18 protein-coding genes are annotated in these 18,158 nt (G+C 70.4%); 2 read left to right on the top strand and 16 right to left on the bottom strand.

The features are described from left to right. The first annotated feature begins 133 nt into the window (after positions 1-133). Positions 134-1,351: a 3-oxoadipyl-CoA thiolase gene (gene pcaF / locus LVY72_RS16035; RefSeq protein WP_237822683.1), complete on the top strand. Its 1,218-nt coding sequence runs from the start codon at positions 134-136 to the stop codon at positions 1,349-1,351. A gap of 46 nt (positions 1,352-1,397) precedes the next feature. Here pcaF and LVY72_RS16030 read toward each other — a convergent pair whose 3' ends face one another. From LVY72_RS16030 to LVY72_RS15990, 9 genes are read right to left on the bottom strand one after another with little or no spacing between them, the layout of a single operon-like run. Then, positions 1,398-3,488, bottom strand: coding sequence for an acetate--CoA ligase family protein (locus LVY72_RS16030; RefSeq protein WP_237822682.1), 2,091 nt, complete (start codon positions 3,486-3,488; stop codon positions 1,398-1,400). After that, complete coding sequence (locus LVY72_RS16025; protein WP_237822680.1) at positions 3,485-4,774, bottom strand: MFS transporter; 1,290 nt, start codon at positions 4,772-4,774, stop codon at positions 3,485-3,487. The genes LVY72_RS16030 and LVY72_RS16025 overlap by 4 nt, the downstream gene beginning before the upstream one ends. Further along, positions 4,734-5,255 carry a VOC family protein gene (locus LVY72_RS16020; protein ID WP_237822678.1) on the bottom strand — a complete coding sequence of 174 codons (522 nt, stop codon included), beginning with the start codon at positions 5,253-5,255 and terminating at the stop codon, positions 4,734-4,736. The genes LVY72_RS16025 and LVY72_RS16020 overlap by 41 nt, the downstream gene beginning before the upstream one ends. A 25-nt stretch (positions 5,256-5,280) precedes the next feature. Next, positions 5,281-6,246 (bottom strand): LLM class flavin-dependent oxidoreductase, encoded by a 966-nt coding sequence (locus tag LVY72_RS16015; protein WP_237822770.1) that lies wholly within the window; start codon positions 6,244-6,246, stop codon positions 5,281-5,283. A gap of 16 nt (positions 6,247-6,262) precedes the next feature. Further along, a complete protein-coding gene (gene npdG / locus LVY72_RS16010; RefSeq protein ID WP_237822676.1) occupies positions 6,263-6,934 on the bottom strand; it encodes an NADPH-dependent F420 reductase in 672 nt (223 codons plus the stop codon). Then, positions 6,927-7,649, bottom strand: coding sequence for a nitroreductase family protein (locus LVY72_RS16005; protein ID WP_237822674.1), 723 nt, complete (start codon positions 7,647-7,649; stop codon positions 6,927-6,929). The genes npdG and LVY72_RS16005 overlap by 8 nt, the downstream gene beginning before the upstream one ends. An 8-nt stretch (positions 7,650-7,657) precedes the next feature. Beyond that, entirely contained in the window at positions 7,658-8,608 is a 951-nt protein-coding gene (locus LVY72_RS16000) for a cyclase family protein (protein ID WP_237822672.1), read from the bottom strand. Further along, positions 8,605-9,492, bottom strand: a complete 888-nt coding sequence (locus tag LVY72_RS15995; RefSeq protein WP_237822670.1) for an SDR family NAD(P)-dependent oxidoreductase — start codon at positions 9,490-9,492, stop codon at positions 8,605-8,607. Before LVY72_RS15995 ends, LVY72_RS16000 begins: the two co-directional genes overlap by 4 nt. Further along, on the bottom strand, positions 9,489-10,688 hold the full coding sequence (locus LVY72_RS15990) for an acyl-CoA dehydrogenase family protein (RefSeq protein ID WP_237822668.1): 1,200 nt from the start codon (positions 10,686-10,688) through the stop codon (positions 9,489-9,491). Before LVY72_RS15990 ends, LVY72_RS15995 begins: the two co-directional genes overlap by 4 nt. Before the next feature lie 62 nt (positions 10,689-10,750). On the opposite strand from LVY72_RS15990, the gene LVY72_RS15985 reads away from it, so the two are divergent. Next, the gene (locus LVY72_RS15985) at positions 10,751-11,110 is read left to right on the top strand and encodes a VOC family protein (RefSeq protein ID WP_237822666.1); all 360 of its coding nucleotides are present in this window, start codon (positions 10,751-10,753) and stop codon (positions 11,108-11,110) included. Positions 11,111-11,165: 55 nt separating this feature from the next. Here the strand turns inward: LVY72_RS15985 and LVY72_RS15980 are convergent, their stop codons facing one another. The 7 genes from LVY72_RS15980 to LVY72_RS15950 form a co-directional block, all read right to left on the bottom strand. After that, positions 11,166-12,722 carry a class I adenylate-forming enzyme family protein gene (locus LVY72_RS15980; RefSeq protein WP_237822664.1) on the bottom strand — a complete coding sequence of 519 codons (1,557 nt, stop codon included), beginning with the start codon at positions 12,720-12,722 and terminating at the stop codon, positions 11,166-11,168. A gap of 55 nt (positions 12,723-12,777) precedes the next feature. Further along, a complete protein-coding gene (locus LVY72_RS15975) occupies positions 12,778-13,761 on the bottom strand; it encodes an MBL fold metallo-hydrolase (protein ID WP_237822662.1) in 984 nt (327 codons plus the stop codon). Continuing rightward, a complete protein-coding gene (locus LVY72_RS15970) occupies positions 13,758-14,264 on the bottom strand; it encodes a flavin reductase family protein (RefSeq protein ID WP_237822660.1) in 507 nt (168 codons plus the stop codon). The genes LVY72_RS15975 and LVY72_RS15970 overlap by 4 nt, the downstream gene beginning before the upstream one ends. 2 nt (positions 14,265-14,266) lie before the next feature. Next, positions 14,267-15,286 carry an LLM class flavin-dependent oxidoreductase gene (locus tag LVY72_RS15965; RefSeq protein ID WP_237822658.1) on the bottom strand — a complete coding sequence of 340 codons (1,020 nt, stop codon included), beginning with the start codon at positions 15,284-15,286 and terminating at the stop codon, positions 14,267-14,269. Positions 15,287-15,293: 7 nt separating this feature from the next. Beyond that, positions 15,294-16,262, bottom strand: coding sequence for an enoyl-CoA hydratase/isomerase family protein (locus tag LVY72_RS15960; protein ID WP_237822656.1), 969 nt, complete (start codon positions 16,260-16,262; stop codon positions 15,294-15,296). Positions 16,263-16,273: 11 nt separating this feature from the next. Continuing rightward, the gene (locus tag LVY72_RS15955; protein ID WP_237822654.1) at positions 16,274-17,341 is read right to left on the bottom strand and encodes an LLM class flavin-dependent oxidoreductase; all 1,068 of its coding nucleotides are present in this window, start codon (positions 17,339-17,341) and stop codon (positions 16,274-16,276) included. Between the two features lie 180 nt (positions 17,342-17,521). Further along, entirely contained in the window at positions 17,522-18,091 is a 570-nt protein-coding gene (locus LVY72_RS15950) for a TetR/AcrR family transcriptional regulator (protein ID WP_269092593.1), read from the bottom strand. Between the last annotated feature and the right edge of the window lie 67 nt (positions 18,092-18,158).

Here is an 18,158-nt window from a genome sequence, read left to right as displayed (position 1 = left end):
TAATCTCCTATTCGGCTCGGAGCGGCTGCGCGGCGTAGAGTACGCCGTAGAGTCCTCGTTGCACCGGTTGAAGGCCTGTTCCCTGCAAGATACCATCCAGTCGGTATGTTACTCAATAGGTTGGGAGAACCCGATGCACAGCACCCGAAATTCCACTGCGGCCTACCTCGTGGACGGCGTCCGCACCCCCATCGGCCGGTATGCCGGCGGCCTGAGTCCGGTGCGTGCCGATGACCTCGCCGCCCACGTCATCCGGGAGTTGATGGCCCGGCACCAGGACCTCGACCCCGCGGCGGTCGACGAGGTCCTGCTCGGCTGCGCCAACCAGGCCGGCGAGGACAACCGGAACGTTGCCCGCATGGCGGTGCTGCTCGCCGGGCTGCCGGCAACCGTGCCCGGCACCACGGTCAACCGGCTCTGCGGTTCAGGACTCGATGCGGTCGCCATGGGCGGACGGATGGCGGCCGGCGGCGAGGCCGACCTGGTCATCGCCGGCGGAGTGGAATCGATGAGCCGGGCGCCGTTTGTGATGCCGAAGTCCACCGCGGCCTACAGCCGCGTGCCGGAAATCCACGACACGACGATTGGCTGGAGGTTCGTCAACCGGACGATGAATGAGCTGTACGGCACCGACTCGATGCCGGAGACCGCCGAGAATGTGGCGGCGCTGGACGGCATCTCCCGGGAGGACCAGGACGCCTTTGCGCTGCGTTCGCAGGAGCGCACCGCGGCAGCCGCCGCCCGCGGCCGGCTGGCGCGCGAAATCGTGCCGGTTTCCGTGCCCTCGCGGCGCGGGGAGGTGCTGGTCGAAGCCGACGAGCATCCGCGCCCCACGACCGCCGAGGCACTGGCCAAGCTGCCGGCGCCCTTCCGGTCCGGCGGCACGGTGACTGCCGGCAATGCCAGCGGGATCAATGACGGGGCGGCCGCGGTGCTCATTGCCAGCGAGGCGGCGGTGGAACGCTACCGGCTCACGCCGCTGGCCCGGATCGTGGCCACGGCGACGGCCGGCGTGGAGCCGCGGCTGATGGGCCTCGGTCCGGTGCCCGCCACCGGGAAGCTGCTGTCCCGGCTCGGCCTCAGCATCGCCGACATCGACCTCATCGAGCTCAACGAGGCCTTTGCCGCGCAGTCACTGGCCTGCCTCCGGCGCCTGGGCCTGCCCGACGACGCGGAGCACGTCAATCCCAACGGCGGCGCCATCGCGCTGGGCCATCCGCTGGGCATGAGCGGGACGCGCCTGGCGCTCACCGCCGCGCTGGAACTGTCCGACCGCCAGGCTCACCGCGCGGTCGCCACCATGTGCGTCGGGGTGGGCCAGGGCATCGCCACGCTGCTGGAGCGTCCCTGACCCGCCGGCGGCAAGGGGCCGGCGGCCGGCCCCTTGCCGCCGGGCTCTAGGCCCAGTCCACGAGCAGGTCGAGCGCCTCGGCCTGCTTCCCCCGGAGCCACAGCGGGTTCACTTCCACCGCCCGGGCGGCCGGGCCCAGCCGGAGGGCGAGCCGGCCAATGGCCTGGACCGCGGCGACCGCCGCGTCCAGGTCGGCGGCCGGTGCGCCCCGGTAGCCGGGGAAGAGCCGCGCGATCCGCAGCTGCCCGAGCATCTGGCTGATCACCGCCGGGTCCAGCGACAGCGGCCGGACGACGACGTCCTCCAGCACCTCGGTGAGCACACCGCCCGAGCCCACGGTGAGCATCGGCCCCCAGGTCGCGTCCTGGGTGACGCTGACGAGGAGTTCGATACCGGCCGGCCGCATCGCCACCACCTGGTAGCCCTCGATGCGTGCATCGGGGCGCGCCCGCCGCACCGCGGCCTGCATGCCGGCGACCGCGCCGCGGACCGCTGCCGCATCCCGCAGGCCCAGGGCCACTCCCCCGACGTCCGACTTGTGGGCCACGTCGGGACTGACCAGCTTCACCGCAACGGGGAAGCCGATCTCCGCCGCGGCGGCGGCTGCTTCCTCCGCCGTTGCCACGACCCGGGCGGGCGGTGTCGGCACCCCGCAGTCGCGCATGGCCGCCGCCACATCCCCCGCCCCCGCCGGGAGCACCCCGGCGGCCGGGGTCTCCGCGTTCCGCGCCCCGGCCCGCAGCCGCGCGGAATGCGCCGCGGCGGCGATGGCCCGCATGCCGACGGCGATCCCCGGCAGCACGAACAGCCCGTTCCCGGCCACGAGTTCGGCCACCCGCGGGGACAGCGAGAAGGTGCCGGCGGTCTGCAGCAGCACCGGCAGCGGTGTGGACCGGACCAGTTCCCCCAGCCGCCGGAACCGCTCCCGGACCGCCGGATCGTCGACCGCATCCTCGGCGGGGAACAGGACCGACTGGAACACGAGCGCGTCGTAGTCGCCGGCTGCATGCGCGGCGATTCCGGCAACCGCCTGGAAGGTCAGTTCCGGCTCCTTGACCACGAAACCGGTGACATCCAATGGATTCCTGGCGGTGCTTTCGGCGGGCAGCACCGTCCCCAGGTAGCCCTGGACGCTGTCCGGCAGCGGCGGCAGGGCCAGCCCGAGCCGCTGGGCGGAGTCGGCGATCAGCTCGCAGGCGCCCCCGGAGGCCGCGACGACAGCCAGCCGGCTGCCGGGCAGCCCTTCCGGATGGCGGGCCAGCAGCCCCGCCGCCGCAATCAGTTCCTCGAGCGACTTGACGCAGGCGACGCCGGTTCCTTCCAGCGCGGCTATGGCGGTGGCGTGATCGCCCACCAGGGCACCGGTATGGGCCAGCGCCGAGGTCCGGCCCAGCTCGGAGCTGCCGACGTGCAGCGCGACCACCGCCTTGCCCGCCTCGCGTGCCCGGACCGCCGCCTGGCGGAAGCGCTCCGGGTCCCGGATGGACTCGAGGAACAGGACCACGACGCTGGTGTCGGGATCGTCGGCAAAATCGTCCAGCACATCGGAGACCGTGATGCCGACCTCGTTGCCCGTGGTGACGAGCCGGCTGACCCCGATGCCCCACTGGGCACACAGGCTCAGGGCGTGGGTGGCCAGCCCGCCGGACTGCATGGCCAGGCCGACGCTGCCGCGCAGCAGGTGTGGGGGCCAGGCCAGCCCGAACAGGGCCGTCCCCCGGGCCAGGTCCACGAACCCGCTGACGTTGGGTCCGAGCAGGCGGGCCTCGTGCATGGCGCACAGCTCGGCCAGTTCCTGCGTTGCCGTCCCGTAGGCGCTGCTCTCGCCCAGGCCGGAGGACAGCACCACGAAGTCGCGGATGCCCGCATCGAGGCAGTCCCGGACCACGCCGAGCACCCGGTCCGGCCCCACCAGCACAAATGCCAGGTCCACCACGCCCGGGATCTCGGCCACCGTGGCGAAGGCCGCCCTGCCGTGGACGGTGCTGCTGCGGGGGTTGACGAAATGGACCTGGGGCGGTGCCGCCGAGGCCGCGAGGCCTTCGAGGAGCATCGCCGTCCAGCCCGAGCTTTCGCTGGCCCCGATCAGTGCCACATTGTCGGGAGTGAAGAAGCCTTTCAGGCCCTGGTCAGTCATGCGGATTCGGTTCCTTTCGGTGCGTCAGCGGGAACAGCGGGGGTGGACCGGCGCACCCGCAGGGACAGGACGATCACCGCGGCCAGGCAGAGCCCCGACGAGATGCCAAGGGCGGCACGCGGGCCGATCTGCGCGGAGGCCAGCCCGAACATGGGGGTGCCGATACCGGACCAGATGAAATAGCAGAAGACGTAGAGGCCCATCACCCGGCCGTGCCCGCCTTCCGGCGTGTAGGCCTGCAGGGTGGAGATGGCCATCGTGTTGTAAGCCTGCATAAATACCGCCGCGGCCAGGACGCCCAGCGCCAGCGCCGGGACGCTGGGCAGGACGGCGACCACCGCACTAAGGCCCGCGAAGCCGGCCAGCAGCAGGTGCAGGCGCCCGTTCGGGGCAGGACCGCGGAAGGACGCCGCAACGGCCGCGCCGGCCGCTCCACCCAGGCCGGTCATCGCGACCAACAGGCCGAAGCTGTCGGCACCGGCCCCGGGAATGCCGGTGAGGATGAGCGGCAGGGCCAGCTGGAGGTTGGCCAGGCACGCGCCCACGACGAATGCTCCCGCGATCGGACCGATCAGGCCTGCGCCGTCGCGGATCCGGCGCGTCGCCGGGCTCCGGCGCGTCGCCGCGGCGCCCCGCCCGGCCCGGGCAACGCCTCTGGGCAGTGCTGCCAGCGCCGCCACGCCGAGGGCCCCGCTCACGCCGGCCAGCAGGAATCCGCTGCCGACGCCCCAGGCCGCGATGCAGACGCCGGCGATCGCCGGGCCGACGACGCGGGACACCTGGAAGACAATGCCGTTGATCCCGATGGCGCTGCTCAGCAGCTCCGGGACGACCAGTTCCCGCGGCATGGCCAGCCGGACGGGAGCATCGACCGCGGCGGGAATGCCCAGCACCACGGCGAAGATGCACACCCAGACCAGCGGCGCCGCCCCCAGGTAGGCGAGCACCCCGAGGACGAGGCTGCCGGCAGCGGCAATGCTCTGGCTCGCGATCAGCAGCCGCCGCTTGTTCAGCCGGTCCCCCAGCCGTCCGCCCAGCGCACTGAGGAACATGGGCAGGTACTGCAGGCCGGTCACCAGTCCGACGCTGAGTGGATCGCCGCCGGTGATCTGGATCGCCAGCCACACGTGCGCGGTCCGGTGCATCCACAGGCACAGGCAGCTGAGCGTCTGGGCGGCGATGAAACGCCGGTACACCGGGACGCCCAGCGACACCAGGGGCGAGCGGCGTCCCGGTGCCTGCTGGTCAGTGCCCGGCAGGAGCTTCAGCGGCCATGGTCGCGGCACGGAATGCCTTCACCTCCTCGTACGTGGGCAGCGCAATGACCTCCACCTGGTTGCCGTCCGGGTCCTCGCAGAAGAACAGCGTGACGGCCCCGTAGTTGGTCAGGATGTTGGTGGTGGGTTCCGTGTAGCAGTGCACGTCCATGCTGCGGAGCCGGTCGTAGACCTCGCGGATGTCGTCGTGGGAGACGGAGAACGAGAGCACGCAGGGGCCGGGGTCCCCGGCCCGCTTGGGGCGGGTGTCCTCGGGGACCGGCAGGTCCCACTGCAGCAGCTCGAGCTGGCCCACCCGGGTCGGCCCCTGCATAAAGACGGACCGGCCGGTGGTGCCTTCCGGCAGCGCCATGGTGCGCCACGTCGTGGGGTTCCCCACGGGCATGTCCAGGGTCTTCCGCAGGCCAAGCCCGTCCCCGTAGAACCGAATCGACGCGTCCAGGTCCCGCACGTTCACCGCAACGTGGTGGATCTCGCCTACTGAAGCCATGGTTGGACTCTCCTTCTGTGATGGGTCAATTTCCTGCATGCTGTGCCCCGGGCCTGCCAAGCACCCGGCTGCCTAAGTTTTCCACCAGGCGGTCCGCATCGAGCCCGACCGCCGGTATGACAACGCCGTCGACGCCGGCCCGCGCCAGCTCCGCGAGCCGGCCGGCGACGTGTCCGGCCGGACCGGCGAGCGCGAACCGTTCCGCCAGCGTTTCGCGCAGGCCCAGTTCGTCCACCAGCTCCGCGTTCGGGTTCCCCCGGCGGCGGCCATGCGACGCATAGTCGTAACGTTGCCGCAGCCGGGCGACCGCCCGGGCCGTCCGGGCGTCGAGGCGGTCCCTTTCCGCGGCGGAGGCGAAGACGTGGTTGGCGGCGGAGGCCAGCAGGGGCCGGAGCTCGGTGACCGCCGACTCGCGGTCCTCGCCCACGCTGATGCGCGCGACCACCCAGAGGGCTGCGGCGCGCCCGCGCTCCCGCCGGACCTCGCCGACCAGGTCCACCGCCCGGCGGATGCTCGCGTCATCGGTCCCGGTACCGGACACGACAACATCGGCGGTGGCTGCCGCCATCCGCAGTGTCCGCGGCCCGTTGGCGGCGACGACGACGCGCCAGGGCCGCGCTGCCGCCGCCGGCCAATGCCGGCGGACCGCCTCGATGCCCTGCTGGAGCCCGGCCACGCCGGCCGGCCGGACCTGCGCACCGGCCAGGGCGCTGTCCCCGGCGCCGAGCCCGATGAAGGCCCGTCCGGCCCCGGCCAGGTCGTTGATCGACCGGATGGCCCCGGCGGACACCTGCGGGACGCGCGTCACGACGTTGGTGACCATCGGACCGATCCGGATCGAGGAGGTGCACTGCGCCAGCACCGCCAGCGCGACATACGGATCGTGGTAGCCCGGCGAGTCGCCCACACCCACCGCGGTGATCCCGGCGCGCTCGCAGGCCCGGGCCTGCCGCCCCAGCTCGGCCAGGTCGGAGGGAGCGAACGTCAGCATGGTCTCCACGGCGGGCTCAGTCCTGCGGCAGCCCGCTGATCGAAACCCCGGACCGGGTCTTGTACCGCTTGTTGATGCTGATCAGCACCGCCGTCAGCGGTTCGAGCTGCCGGGCCAGGCGGAGCGGGCCGGCGTCGACGCCGGGGCTGCCGGTGACCGTCGCGGCCAGCGCGCGTACTTGCGCGGCCGCTTCCTTGTCATCCCCGGCCACCAGGATGTCCTCGTGGTCGAGCTTCTCGGCCGGCCCGATCAGGTTGGCGGCGGAGACATGGTGGAAGGCCGCGACCACCCGGGCGGCCGGAACGATTGATTGCAGCTGTTCTGCCGCGCTGCTGTTGCCCATGTCCAGCCCGTACGGCCCCGCCTTGTCGAAGCCCAGGGGGTTGACGCAGCTGACGACGATCTTCCCGCTCAGTTCCCCGCGCAGCGATTCGACCAGTTCGTTGTGCCCGTCCCACGGCACCGCGACCACCACGAGGCCGGCCTGCGCGGCGGCTTCGGCGTTGGCCATCCCGGTCACCAGGCCGTCGCCGCCGAGTGTTTCGTCCAGTTCGCCGGCCGCGGCCGAGGCCTTGGCGGCGTCCCGCGAGCCGATGATTACCCGGCGGCCGGCCTTGGCAAACCGGTAGCCCAGTCCCTTGCCCTGCGGCCCGGTTCCGCCCAGCACGGCGATTGCTGCATCAGTCATGGTTTGCTCCTAAGGGTTCGGTGCCGGAGACGAGGTCCCCGGCCGGATGGTCCCAGTGGTTCAGGAAGGTAACGTCCTCGACGGGTTTGCGGGCCGCCGCACGGAAGTCGGTGCCCAGCGTGTAGGCGACGGGCAACAGGGCGCACTGGGTGACCCCGTCGGGGATCCTGAGGATCCGGGTCACCCCTTCGGGTTCGCGCAGATGCAGGGTGGTGATCACCGAGCCGAGGCCCCTGGACCGCAGTGCCAGCTGGAACGACCAGACCGCGGGGAAAACCGAGCCGTAGATGGCCGACCGGATGCGGGCGTCCGAGTCCGGCCGGGTGGCGCAGGCCAGGACCAGCCACGGGGCCCGGCCGATGTTCTCCGCGAGGTAGGCTGCGTTCTCGTAGATCTTCGCCCGGCGGCGCTGCACCGCCTCGTCCAGGTGCGCGGGGGCCTGGGTGCGCATCGTGGCGCCCTGGCGGAGCATCGGCATCCGCGGCCGGATCTTCGCATCGAAGATCCGCAGGTACTCCGCCCCGATGGCCTGCCTGGTCTCCGGGTCGTTGACCAGCACGAACCGCCAGTCCTCGGCGTCGCCTCCGGTCGGTGCCTGCAGCGCGAGGCCGAGGCACTCATGGAGCACGGAGGCCGGAACCGGCCGGTCGAAGTCCAGCCGCCGGCGGACCGCGCGGGTGGTGGTGAGCACCGTCTCGAAGTCGGTGATGGGCATCCGGCCGCTCATCGGATCACCACCGCGTTGGCGGGCGAGGCGCAGCCGTTGGGCAGCGGCAGCGGGGAGCTCACCAGCATCCCGTCCCAGCGGCCGTCGGCGGCGGACGCCGCGGCCAGGGCATCCAGGTCCCACAGCTCCCCCATCGGGATCCCCAGCTGCGCCAGCAGCCGGATGTGCAGGCACGGCTCGTCCCCGCGGGCTCCGGTGAGCAGCGGCCAGACCTCGACGGACGGGTTGTCGGCGGCCACCGCGCACACACCGGCGTCCCACAGCCAGCGGGCCGTGGCTTCGTCGGCCAGCAGCCCCGGTGCCTGGAGCAGGTTCCGGTCGGCTGCCTCGGCACGGGCGCGCCGGTCGGCCCGTTTGTACCAGTCCAGCCACCCGGTGCGCAGCATCAGCACATCGCCCTCCCGCAGGACGGACTCCTGCGCCGCCAGCGTCCGTTCCAGCAGGTCGACGTCGATGCAGACGGGCCGGGTCGCGTCGATCGGGTCCCCGGCCCGCGCCCGGAACCCGGCCACGTCGGCAACGACCGCCCGCGCCACGATGCCGTGGCGCGACCACGCCTCGATGCCGTGCCCGGCACCGGGGATCCCGCCGTAGAAGCCGAGGGGGTCGCGGATGTGGCGGAATCCGTCCCAGTGTGAGGAACCCTGGGTGTTCCAGCCGTTCAGCAGGTCGTCCCGGGCCAGCTCCTCCTCCGTCCCCGTGACGACATGTTCGGCCGCCGGCCGGCCGAACAGCGGCGGATCGATGAAGCCCTGCGGCAGGTCCAGCGGGTACACCTCGCCGTTGCGCACCGTGGCGGCGGCGGCCAGCACCTGTGCCGGGGTCAGGGCGTTGAGCGCGCCGAGGGCCGGTTCGTCCCACAGCCCCCAGCTGGACCCCGCCGGGGCGTCCCCGGCCCGGGGCAGCCCGTCGTACCGCGGACGCCCGAGAACCGTGCGGGCGGTCACAGGTTGCCCCCCATCCGCTCCGGCACCATGGCCGCCGGCAGCAGCGTGTCGGCGATCTGCCCCGCCTCGGCGGGCGTCATCACGTCCTGCGGGACGACTCCGGGCCCGTGGCGCCAGGGCTCGGCGATGCCGAAACGCTTGCCCGAAACCTCGAACACCCGGCCGGTGACATGGCGGGACCGGAGGCTCGAAAGCCACACCACCACCGGCGAGACGTGTTCGGGCGCGAGCTGCCGCGCGGCGTCGGGATCGCTGACCAGGTCCGCGGTCATGCGTGTGTGGGCCACCGGGGCGACGGCGTTGACCGTGACGCCGTAGGGGCGAAGCTCCTCGGCAGCGATCATCGTCAGCGTCGCGATCCCGGCCTTGGCGGCGCCGTAGTTGGCCTGGCCCGGCTTGCCGAAGAGCCCGGACGGAGAGGTGGTGTTCACGACGCTGCCTTCCAGCGGGCTGCCGGCCTTGGCCTGCTCGCGCCAGTAGGCCCCGGCGAAGCGCAGCATGGCGAAGGTCCCGCGCAGGTGCACCCGGATGACGTCGTCCCATTCGGCCTCGGTGGTGTTCACGATCATGCGGTCCCGCAGGATGCCGGCGTTGTTGACCACGGCGTCGAGCCGTCCGTAGGTGTCAACCGCCTGCCGGACCAAGGCCTCCGCGTCCTGCCAGTCGCTGACGTCGTGCATGCTGGCCACCGCCTCGCCGCCCTGGGCGCGCACCGCCGCGGCTACCTCTTCCGCCACCGGCGTGCCCTGTCCCTGGCCGTCCCGGTTGACGCCCAGATCGTTCACCACCAGCTTCGCGCCGCTGCGCGCCAGCGCCTCCACATGGCTGCGGCCCAGGCCGCGGCCGGCTCCGGTGACAATGACTACTCGGTTCTCACAGATCACGCTCTGGACTCGCTTTCTACGGGAAGGTCGGCCGTCTGCCACCACAGGGTTCTGTCGAGCACGGCGCGGGCGATGATGTTGCGCTGGATCTCCGAGGTCCCCTCGACGATCGTGAGCTGGCGTGCGTCGCGGACCAGCCGCTCCGCGGGGTGTCCGGCCAGGCAGGCCTCCGCGCCGTGCAGCTGGGACGCCAGGGCGGCGGCCTTGACCGCGATCTCGCTCGAGGCGAGCTTGGCGGCGGCGAGCTGGCCGGCGGTCCGCGGTCCGCTGCTGCCCGCATCGATGAGTTCGGCGGCCCGGTAGGTGAGCAGCCGGGCGGACTCCAGCTGGACGGCGGTCTCGGCGACCTGCCACTGGACTCCCTGCTGGACAGCCACCGGCCGCCCGCCGACCTGGCGGTCCTCGATCCGTTCCACGGCCAGCATCAGGGCCGCGGCCGCCAGTCCCAGTCCGCGGGCGGAAACCACCGGCCGCATGGTGGCCAGTCCGCCCAGCAAGTGCCCGACACCGGTGATGCCCGGCAGCCGCCGGTCGTCGCTGACGGCGACCCCGTCGAGGCTGATGTCGCCCAGGCTTACCCCGCGGCAGCCGGGCCGGCGGTGCGTCTGCGTCAGGGAGAGCCCGGCGGCGTCCGCATCGACGACAAACGCCCGGACGGCGTCGGCCCGGCGCTCCCCGGAGCCGGCAACCCTGGCCACCACGACGAACCAGTCGGCTTCCGCCGCGCCGGAAATCCAGGACTTGGTGCCGGTCAGGCGCCACCCGTTCCCGTCCGGCTCGGCGCATGCGGTGAGGCCGAGCACGTCGCTTCCTGCCTGCGGTTCGGACATCGCAAAGGCACCGCGCCGCTCGCCCCGGCCGAGCGGCACCGCCCACCGCTGAAGCTGCTCGTCCGTGCCGCCGGCCAACAGCGGGGCCACCGGCAGCCGCGAGAGCAGCAGCATGACCCCGGCGGCTGCCGAATGCTTGGCGGCTTCCTCCGTCGCGACGGTCAGGCCGCGGACTCCGAGGCCGGATCCACCGAGGTTTTCGGGCAGCGAAAGCGCCAGCAGCCCCTCGGTCCGGAACAGCTCGTAAAGATCCTCCGGGTAGTCCCCCGTGCTGTCTATTTCCGCTGCGCGCGGCGCGACCCGTTGCCGCATGACCGCGGCGACGCGCCGGTGCAGCGCGTCGAGCTCAGGTGCCAGGTTCATCATTGATCCCTTCATACCGACCGGATAGTATGTTGCTTTCCCAGAACAATCAACCAGGAGGATCCATGACCGCTCCCGTGCTTCGCAGCATCGCCCTGACGGCACCGACGGGCACCAGCGGCCCCGAGGCCATCCTCAACACGCTGGTCTCCCCGCCCGTGACCATGCGGGACGGCGAGCGGTGGACGGCGTTCGACCTGGGCGGGATTTCCCTGGCCCTCACGTCGCCCGAAGAGCTTCCGGCCGGCGCCAAGGCGAGCCTGAACATCAAGGTCGAGGATGTGGATGCCGCCTGGCAGCATCTGCTGGCCGCCGGGGCGGCACCCGCTGCCGCACCGGCCGCCGGCGCGCACGAGCAGCGCGCATCGGTCTGGCTCGCCGACGGCATCGTGCTCTCCGTCTACCGCAGCCTGCCTGCCTCCTGAGGCACCGGCCCCGTCCGGCGCCCCGCGCCGGACGGGGCCGGTGCGGGGCGCCGCCTCAGCGAATTTCCGCACCGGCGCCCAGCCTCTCCTGCACGGCCGACTCCAGTTCGTCCCGGCGGATCTTGCCGACCTCGCTGCGCGGCAGCGAGTCCAGCACCAACACCTTCCGGACCGCCTTGTAGTGGGCCAGCCGCTCGCGGCAGTGGCCGATGACGGCAGCCTCCAGTTCGTCGGCATCGGCGTCCGGGTCCGCGGGCACGACGACGGCCACGGGAATCTCCCCGAGCCGCGGATCAGGCAGTCCCACCACCGCCACGTCGGCAATGCCGTCAGCCTCGCGCACCACCTGCTCGAGCTCGGCCGGCCAAACCTGGAAGCCCCCGGTCTTGATCAGCTCCCGGCTTCGACCGACCAGGAACAGGACCTGGTCATGGTCGAGGTAGCCGATGTCGCCCGAGCGGATCCAGCCTGCGGCCACGAGGTCGCCCGCCGTGGTTGCGCCGGTGCCGACATAGCCGAGCGTGCGCTGGGACCGTACCCAGATTTCGCCCGGCTGTCCGGCCGGCAGTGCGTTCCCCTGCCCGTCGCGTATTTCCAGGGTGACCCCGTCGTAGACCCGGCCGACGGCGCCGGGCCGCCACATCCCTGCCTTGATGTCCCGTCCCGTCCAGCCGGCCACGTGGCCCAGTTCGGTGGATCCGTAGTTGGACAGGACCATCACGTTGTACTTCTTTTCGAACTCCTGCTGCAGCATGGGGTCGAGCCGCTGGCCGGCTACCAGCACCCTGCGGACCGAGCCCAGGTCGGGGGCAGGTGCGGCGCGCACCAGGTCATAGATCATCGTCGGCAGCAGGAAGAGGTTGTCGACACCGTACTGCGGAACCAGGCGGGCGATCCGGTCGACCGAGAACCGTTCCATCAGCAGCGCCGCGCGCCCCAGGTGGAAAGCGACCAGCATCGACTGCAATCCGCCGCTGTGGAACAGCGGCAGCGCCAGCAGGTTCGGCGGCACCTCGGCGCCGGCAGTCGGCAGCGGGCCCGGCCGGCCCTTCTGCGCCCGGACCAGGTTGCTCATGGAGGTGTAGGTACCGGCGTGCGTCAGCGACACCGCCTTGGGTTCCCCCGTGGTGCCCCCGGTGAAGAGGACGATGCCCTCGTCCTCCGCCGCGACGGCGGGAGCGGCCAGGGCCGGCCCCGCCGGTACGGGCCCGGTCCCTTCGTGGGCGGCGGCAATCCGGGCCACGGTGGCCGGCGGCAGTTCGGCTGAGTCCCCGGGAGCAGCTCCGGCGGCCGAGATCACCACGGCGGGCCGCACCTGGTCGAGGCATTTGCGCACCTCGGCCTGGTTGTAGAGGCCGCTGAGGGCCACCGGCACCAGCCCGGCTTTCCAGGCTGCCAGCAGGGTGACCACCAGTTCGGGGGAATTCGGCAGCTGGACGGCGACGCGGTGCCCGCGGCCCGCGGCAGCCCCGGCGAGCACCGCGGCCAGTGCCGAGGCCGCCGCATTCAGGCCGGCGTACGTCCACCGCCGGCCGTCCTCGAACGTCAAACACACCGTATCCGGGTCCGAGACGGCCCGCTGTTCCAAATCGGATGCAAGATTGCGGTTCATACCTACTCCTTTTAAAGCCTTCTGAAAGCCGCGGCGGAAGCCGGGCACGGCCCGGTCAGGTTGTTGTCCAGCGCTCGGCGCCGGTGCCGGACCTGGCCAGTTCGCCCCTGCGGTGCAGGTGCACCAGGTGGGCCTGGGTTTCGGCCAGGGCCAGCCGGCGGGTGGGGGCCGGCGCGTCGGCCAGAGGCCGTGACCAGGTGAGCTGGTTGGCCAGGCCCCAGGCCGTGACTCCCGGCTGCTTTTCCACCCGGGAGTGCACTTCCTGCAGGCGCTGCCGGTGATGCGCCATGAGCTCCGCGGCCCGGTCGGCAACCCCGCTGAAGGGGCTTCCGTGTGCGGGCAGGACCGTCGACACATCGAGTGCGGCCACCTGTTCCAAGGAGGCCAGGAAATCGGCCAGCGGATCGCTCTCCTCGCCCGGATGCATCCCGATCACCGGCGTGATGCGGGGCAGCACGTGATCGCCCGAGAACAAGAGGCGCGTCGTGCGGTCGTACAGGCACAGGTGCCCCGGCGTGTGCCCGGGCGTCCACAGCGCTTCCAGCTGCCAGCCGGGCAGATCCAGCAGCTGCCCGTGGCAGACCGGCTCGGCCGCGACGTCCCAGGAACGGGCCGGCATCGCGGCACTGGCGCCGACCCAGTTCTCCAGGTCCGATGCCTCCACCCCCCAGCGCGGAAACGTCCGGCGCACCGCGGCGTTGTAGGCGTGGGGTCCGGTCGGCCCGTCACGCAGCCTGCCGACCTCCACGTGGTGCATCAGAACACGCGCCCCGGAAATATCCCGTATCCGCCTGGCCAGGCCCATGTGGTCCGGATGCGCGTGGGTGACGATGATCGTCGCCACGTCGTCAAGCCCGTGCCCGGCGGCCGCGACCCCGTCGACCAGGCTGCGGTAGGACGCTTCGTCATCCCAGCCGGTGTCGATCAGGGCGACCCCGCCGCCTTCCAGCTCCAGCAGGTAGACATTCACCGTAGCCAGCGACGGGATCGGGATGGCCACCGGGATCGAGAACAGACCGGGGGCCAGCGCGGTGGTCACGCCACCTGCCCGTACTTGCCCCCGAGAAAGACGAGGGGCCGCGCGGCCGGCCTGGCAGCCATCCGCACGACCCGCCCCACGACGATGGTGTGGTCGCCGGCGTCGTGCTCATCCTGCAGGACGCATTCGATGCTGGCCACGGCGCCCTCGATCACCGGAAGGCCGTCCTCGGACGGCACCCAGTCCACGTGGTCGAACTTGTTCCCGCGCTTGGACGCGAAGACGCCGCTGACCGTTTGCTGGTCGCCGGCCAGCACGTTGATGCAGAAGCGGCCGCTGGAGCGGATCTTGGGCCAGCTGTTCGAGTCACGCCCCGGGCAGAAGGCGACCAGCGGAGGATTGAGCGATACCGACGTCAGGGTGCCGATCGCCAGGCCCACCGGCGTTCCACCCGCGCCGCGGCCGGACACCACGGCCACGCTGGTGGGCACCGTTCCCATCACCGTGCGGAACCACTCGGAGGTCAGCTCGCCCGCCTCCATGACCAAGGATTCAGACGTCACGGTCATCGTCCTTTCTCCGCTCCGCTGTCCGCGGCCGCCCGGAAACGCGGCATGACTTCTTCCGCGAAGAGCGACAGGGACCGGTGGGCCAGCTCCGGCGGCATGCCGGTCCAGAAGGGCCGGAAGACGATGTGGTTGAAGCCGGTCGCCTCCAGTGCCTTGATGCGCAGTGCCAGGTCGTCCGGGCTGCCGACCAGGAACACGTTGTCCCAGAGGTACTCGAAGGCCGTGCGCTGCCAGGACAGCTGCGAATACTCCGAATACGCGAAGTAGGAATCCTGGATGTAGGGCCGGACCATTTCCCGTGCCGACTCGGTGGATTCGCCGCAGAACAGCTGCACGATAATCGGGTACTCGCGCCCTTCCCGCGGCTTGCCGGCCCCGGCCAGCGCCTCCTCGTGCCACCCCATGGCGGTCTCGTTCCAGTTCGGCTTGGGCGAGTTGCCCGGGGCGAACCAGGCGTCCCCGAGCGTCGCGGCCCGCTTGACCGAGCCTTCCGCCCCCGCGCCGATCCAGATCTGCGGGCCGTTCTCCTGGTACGGGCGGATTCCGATGTGCTCGCCCTCGAGTTCGAAGTGCTTGCCATGGAAATCGACCTCTTCGCCGGTCCACAGTGCCCGGATCAGCTCGATGCTCTCGCGCATCCGGCCGAAGCGGCGGGACTTGTCCAGCCCGAAGGCCTTGTACTCGTTGTCCCGGTACCCGGCCCCGACCCCGAGGACGAGCCGGCCCTTGGACAGGTGGTCCAGGGTCGCGAATTCTTCGGCAATGTGCACCGGATGGAACAGCGGCAGCAGCAGGATGCCCGTGCCGACGGTCATGTTGCCCGAATGCTCGATCAGCTTCGCGGTGGTCGAAATGGTCTGCGGCGTCTGCAGGTTGCCCATGAAATGGCTGATCATGAACACCGAGTCGTAGTCCAGATCCGCCGCGTGCTCGGTCAGGTCCCACAGCTCCCCGAGCCGGGTCTGCAGGTCCTCGTTAAACGGATACTGCGCGGAGGCAAGGATTCCGAATTTCATAGTTGCATCATTCCTCTCCGAGCCGGCCGCCAAGGCGGAAGAAGGGCGCGACGGCCTCGTCCCGCTCGCGCAGCGCCTGCGACAGGCCCTTGTCCCGGCGCTCCTTGACAAAATTGAACTCGCCGTCCTGCAGCTGCAAGTTCGTTGCCCACCCGTGGCCCACCCAGGCGGTCATCTCGCCGACCCCCTTGCCCCGGGCTTCCTGCGCCAGGCGCATCATGGACTTGCCGATCATCATCCCGTCCAGCGGCATGAAGGAGATCGCCTGGCAGTAGTCACGCACCCACTGGTCGAGCTCGTCCTGCTCGACCACCTTGTTGACCAGTCCGGCCGCTTCCGCCTCGACGGCCCCCAGCGGGCGCATGGTGAGCATGATCTCCTTCATCTTCTTGATGCCCAGGTTTTCGATCCAAACGTACATGTCCTGCGGCGCCGCACCCAGATACCGGAAGGCGGGATGCGTAAACTGCGCGTCCGGCGTGGCCAGGACGATGTCGGCGTTCAGGGCGATCTTCATGTGCCCGCCGTAGCAGTAGCCCCGGACGGCGCAGATGGTCGCCTTGAGCGAGTTGCTGATCGCCTCGGCGAACGCACCGGAGAGCAGCTGCTTGTCCGGCAGGATCCGCTGCCGCTGCGACGGGGGCCTGCGGCGCTCGCCCGAGGCCTGCTTCTTGTAGCCGATGTAGTGGCCGAGCTCCGCCGCGTCGGCTCCCGTGCCGAACGCCGGGCCGTTGCCGCGGAACACAATGGTTTTCACTTCGTCGTCGTAATCGGCCTCGCGGACGAGGTCGCCGACCCGCTCCAGGGCGGCGACCGGAACGGCGTTGAGCTTCTCCGGGGCATTGAAGGTGATGAACGCCGCGGAGATGGAGGGATCCTTCTCATAGAGGACGATGTCCTCGAGCACCTTGGGATCGGTCTCCATCCCCTCGGCGTTCCAGACGTTCTCGAGCAGTTCAGTGACGGTCTTCTTCATTTTTATGCCTTTCAGGCTGTGGCGGTGGCCGATACTCGCTGCGTGTCCCGCAGCTGGGGAATGACGTCGGAGGCGAACCGCTCCATGGACGCCCGGGCAATGCCCGGGTCGAGGGACGGGATCCGGAACCAGCCGATGTAGTGGGTGATCCCGAGCTGTTCGGCCAAGGTTCCCAGGGTATCGACGACCTGGTCGACGGAGCCGAAGTTGCCGCCGTGGGTCAGGGTGCGCTCCAGATTCAGCAGGTCGATGTTGCGCCGCACTGCTTCGTAGTATTTCCGCTCCCGCTCGGTGGCTTCCTCGGAGCCCGGGATGACCTGGCCCACCTGCTTGTAGTAGGCCAGGGCAGCCTCGCTGACGGCCAGCAGGTCGCCCCGGCCGTCCCCGCACCAGACCTGCTGCATGTAGGGGAGTTCGAAGTCGGCGATGTTGTGCCCGGATTCCTCGAGGGCGTCCTTGTAGCTGTCGAAATTCTTCTGCATCAGGCTGAGCGGGGTGAACTGCGGCGAGGAGATGATCGGCTCCCCCCGCAGGCCGCGGGCCCGGTACGAGTCGCGGGACGAGCAGGCATGGATCAGCGGCGGCCCGCCGGCGGTATAGGGCCGCGGATAGATCTCGACGTCGTCGTAGTTGTAGTGTTTGCCGTGGTACGACCACGTCTGCTGCGTCCAGGCGAGCTGCAGGATGTCGACCGTCTCCTGGTACAGCTCCTTGTTGTGCTCGGCCAGCTTGCCGAAGCCGCGGAACTCCTTGGGCTGGTACCCCCGGCCCACGCCGAGCCGCAGCCGGCCTCCGCAGAGGTTGTCGAGCAGCGCTGCGTCCTCGGCGAGACGGAGCGGGTCGTGGAACGGAAGCACAAGTACCGCCGTGCCCAGCGTGATCCGCTTGGTCCGTTCGGCCAGCAGCGAGCCAAGCATCAGGGGGTTGCCCAGGAGGCCGTAGCGGGAAAAGTGGTGTTCCGCCAGCCAGGCCGAGTCGAATCCCAGCTCGTCCGCCAAGGCAATGTCGTCGACCGTGTCCAGCAGGACATCGCGGTCATCCCCGTCCGCGGGGAAAAGGTGCATCACTCCAAATTTCACTATTCGCTCCTATACATTCCGACTGGTCAGTATGTTGCAGTACCGAACAAGCCGCCGAAGGCTGTTCCGGAGAACAAACCTTCCAACTAGTCGGTATGTTACAGATCGAATCTCCAGTCCACAAGAGGTCCGGGGACATTTGCCGTACCGGCGGGCGGGCCGCCGGTACGGCATCGGCGGCTATGCGGTTCCGGCTCCGCCCGGGCGCGGGAAAATGCCCGAGACGACCATGTTGGTCATCTGCTGCGCGATCTCCTGCATGCCGAGGGCGCCGTCGGCGCGGTACCACGTGACGGCCCAGGCACACATACCCAGCACCGCCAGGGTGGCTATCCGGGGACTGGCCACCGGCGCGAAAACACCCTGCTCCATGCCGGCGCGCATCACCGACATCCATTGATCATCCAGCGCATCGCGCTTGGCCTTGATGGCCGAGAACCTCTCGCCCACCAGGAAGCGGCGCTCCTGCAGGAAAATAGCCACCTGGGCGCGGTAATCGACAATACCGATCAGCGCCTCGTGGATCAGTTCCTTCAACTGCTCCAACGGATCGTCAGTCGAGGCCAGGATCCGTTCACAGTTGCGCAGGCGGTTGTCGATATAGTCGTCCTGGATTTGGAGGAGGATGTCTTCCTTGTCCGTAAAGTGGTAATAGAAGGCGCCCTTGGTCACCCCCGCCTCGCTGACGATCGCTTCGACCGTCGTCACGTGGTAACCGCGGTCTTCGAACAACTTCATGGCGGCCTCCATGAGGAGCCGGCGGGTTTCTTCGGGGGCATAGGTGCCGCCTCGTGATCCGGTTCCACGTCGGGAAACT

The organism is Arthrobacter hankyongi (assembly GCF_022012395.1).
GTDB lineage: Bacteria > Actinomycetota > Actinomycetes > Actinomycetales > Micrococcaceae > Crystallibacter > Crystallibacter hankyongi.
The sequence above is the reverse complement of the archived record's forward strand: the minus strand, read 5'-3'. Positions and strand labels throughout refer to the sequence as shown.

Excerpts from the sequence above, each read along its gene's own strand:
- LVY72_RS15950 (WP_269092593.1), bottom strand. The coding sequence starts at position 18,091 with ATGGAGGCCGCCATGAAGTTGTTCGAAGACCGCGGTTACCACGTGACG.
- LVY72_RS16015 (WP_237822770.1), bottom strand. The coding sequence starts at position 6,246 with ATGCTGACGTTCGCTCCCTCCGACCTGGCCGAGCTGGGGCGGCAGGCC.
- pcaF (WP_237822683.1), top strand. The coding sequence starts at position 134 with ATGCACAGCACCCGAAATTCCACTGCGGCCTACCTCGTGGACGGCGTC.
- LVY72_RS16030 (WP_237822682.1), bottom strand. The coding sequence starts at position 3,488 with ATGACTGACCAGGGCCTGAAAGGCTTCTTCACTCCCGACAATGTGGCA.
- LVY72_RS15990 (WP_237822668.1), bottom strand. The coding sequence starts at position 10,688 with ATGATGAACCTGGCACCTGAGCTCGACGCGCTGCACCGGCGCGTCGCC.
- LVY72_RS15980 (WP_237822664.1), bottom strand. The coding sequence starts at position 12,722 with ATGAACCGCAATCTTGCATCCGATTTGGAACAGCGGGCCGTCTCGGAC.
- LVY72_RS15985 (WP_237822666.1), top strand. The coding sequence starts at position 10,751 with ATGACCGCTCCCGTGCTTCGCAGCATCGCCCTGACGGCACCGACGGGC.
- npdG (WP_237822676.1), bottom strand. The coding sequence starts at position 6,934 with ATGACTGATGCAGCAATCGCCGTGCTGGGCGGAACCGGGCCGCAGGGC.
- LVY72_RS15965 (WP_237822658.1), bottom strand. The coding sequence starts at position 15,286 with ATGAAATTCGGAATCCTTGCCTCCGCGCAGTATCCGTTTAACGAGGAC.
- LVY72_RS16020 (WP_237822678.1), bottom strand. The coding sequence starts at position 5,255 with ATGGCTTCAGTAGGCGAGATCCACCACGTTGCGGTGAACGTGCGGGAC.
- LVY72_RS16005 (WP_237822674.1), bottom strand. The coding sequence starts at position 7,649 with ATGCCCATCACCGACTTCGAGACGGTGCTCACCACCACCCGCGCGGTC.
- LVY72_RS15960 (WP_237822656.1), bottom strand. The coding sequence starts at position 16,262 with ATGAAGAAGACCGTCACTGAACTGCTCGAGAACGTCTGGAACGCCGAG.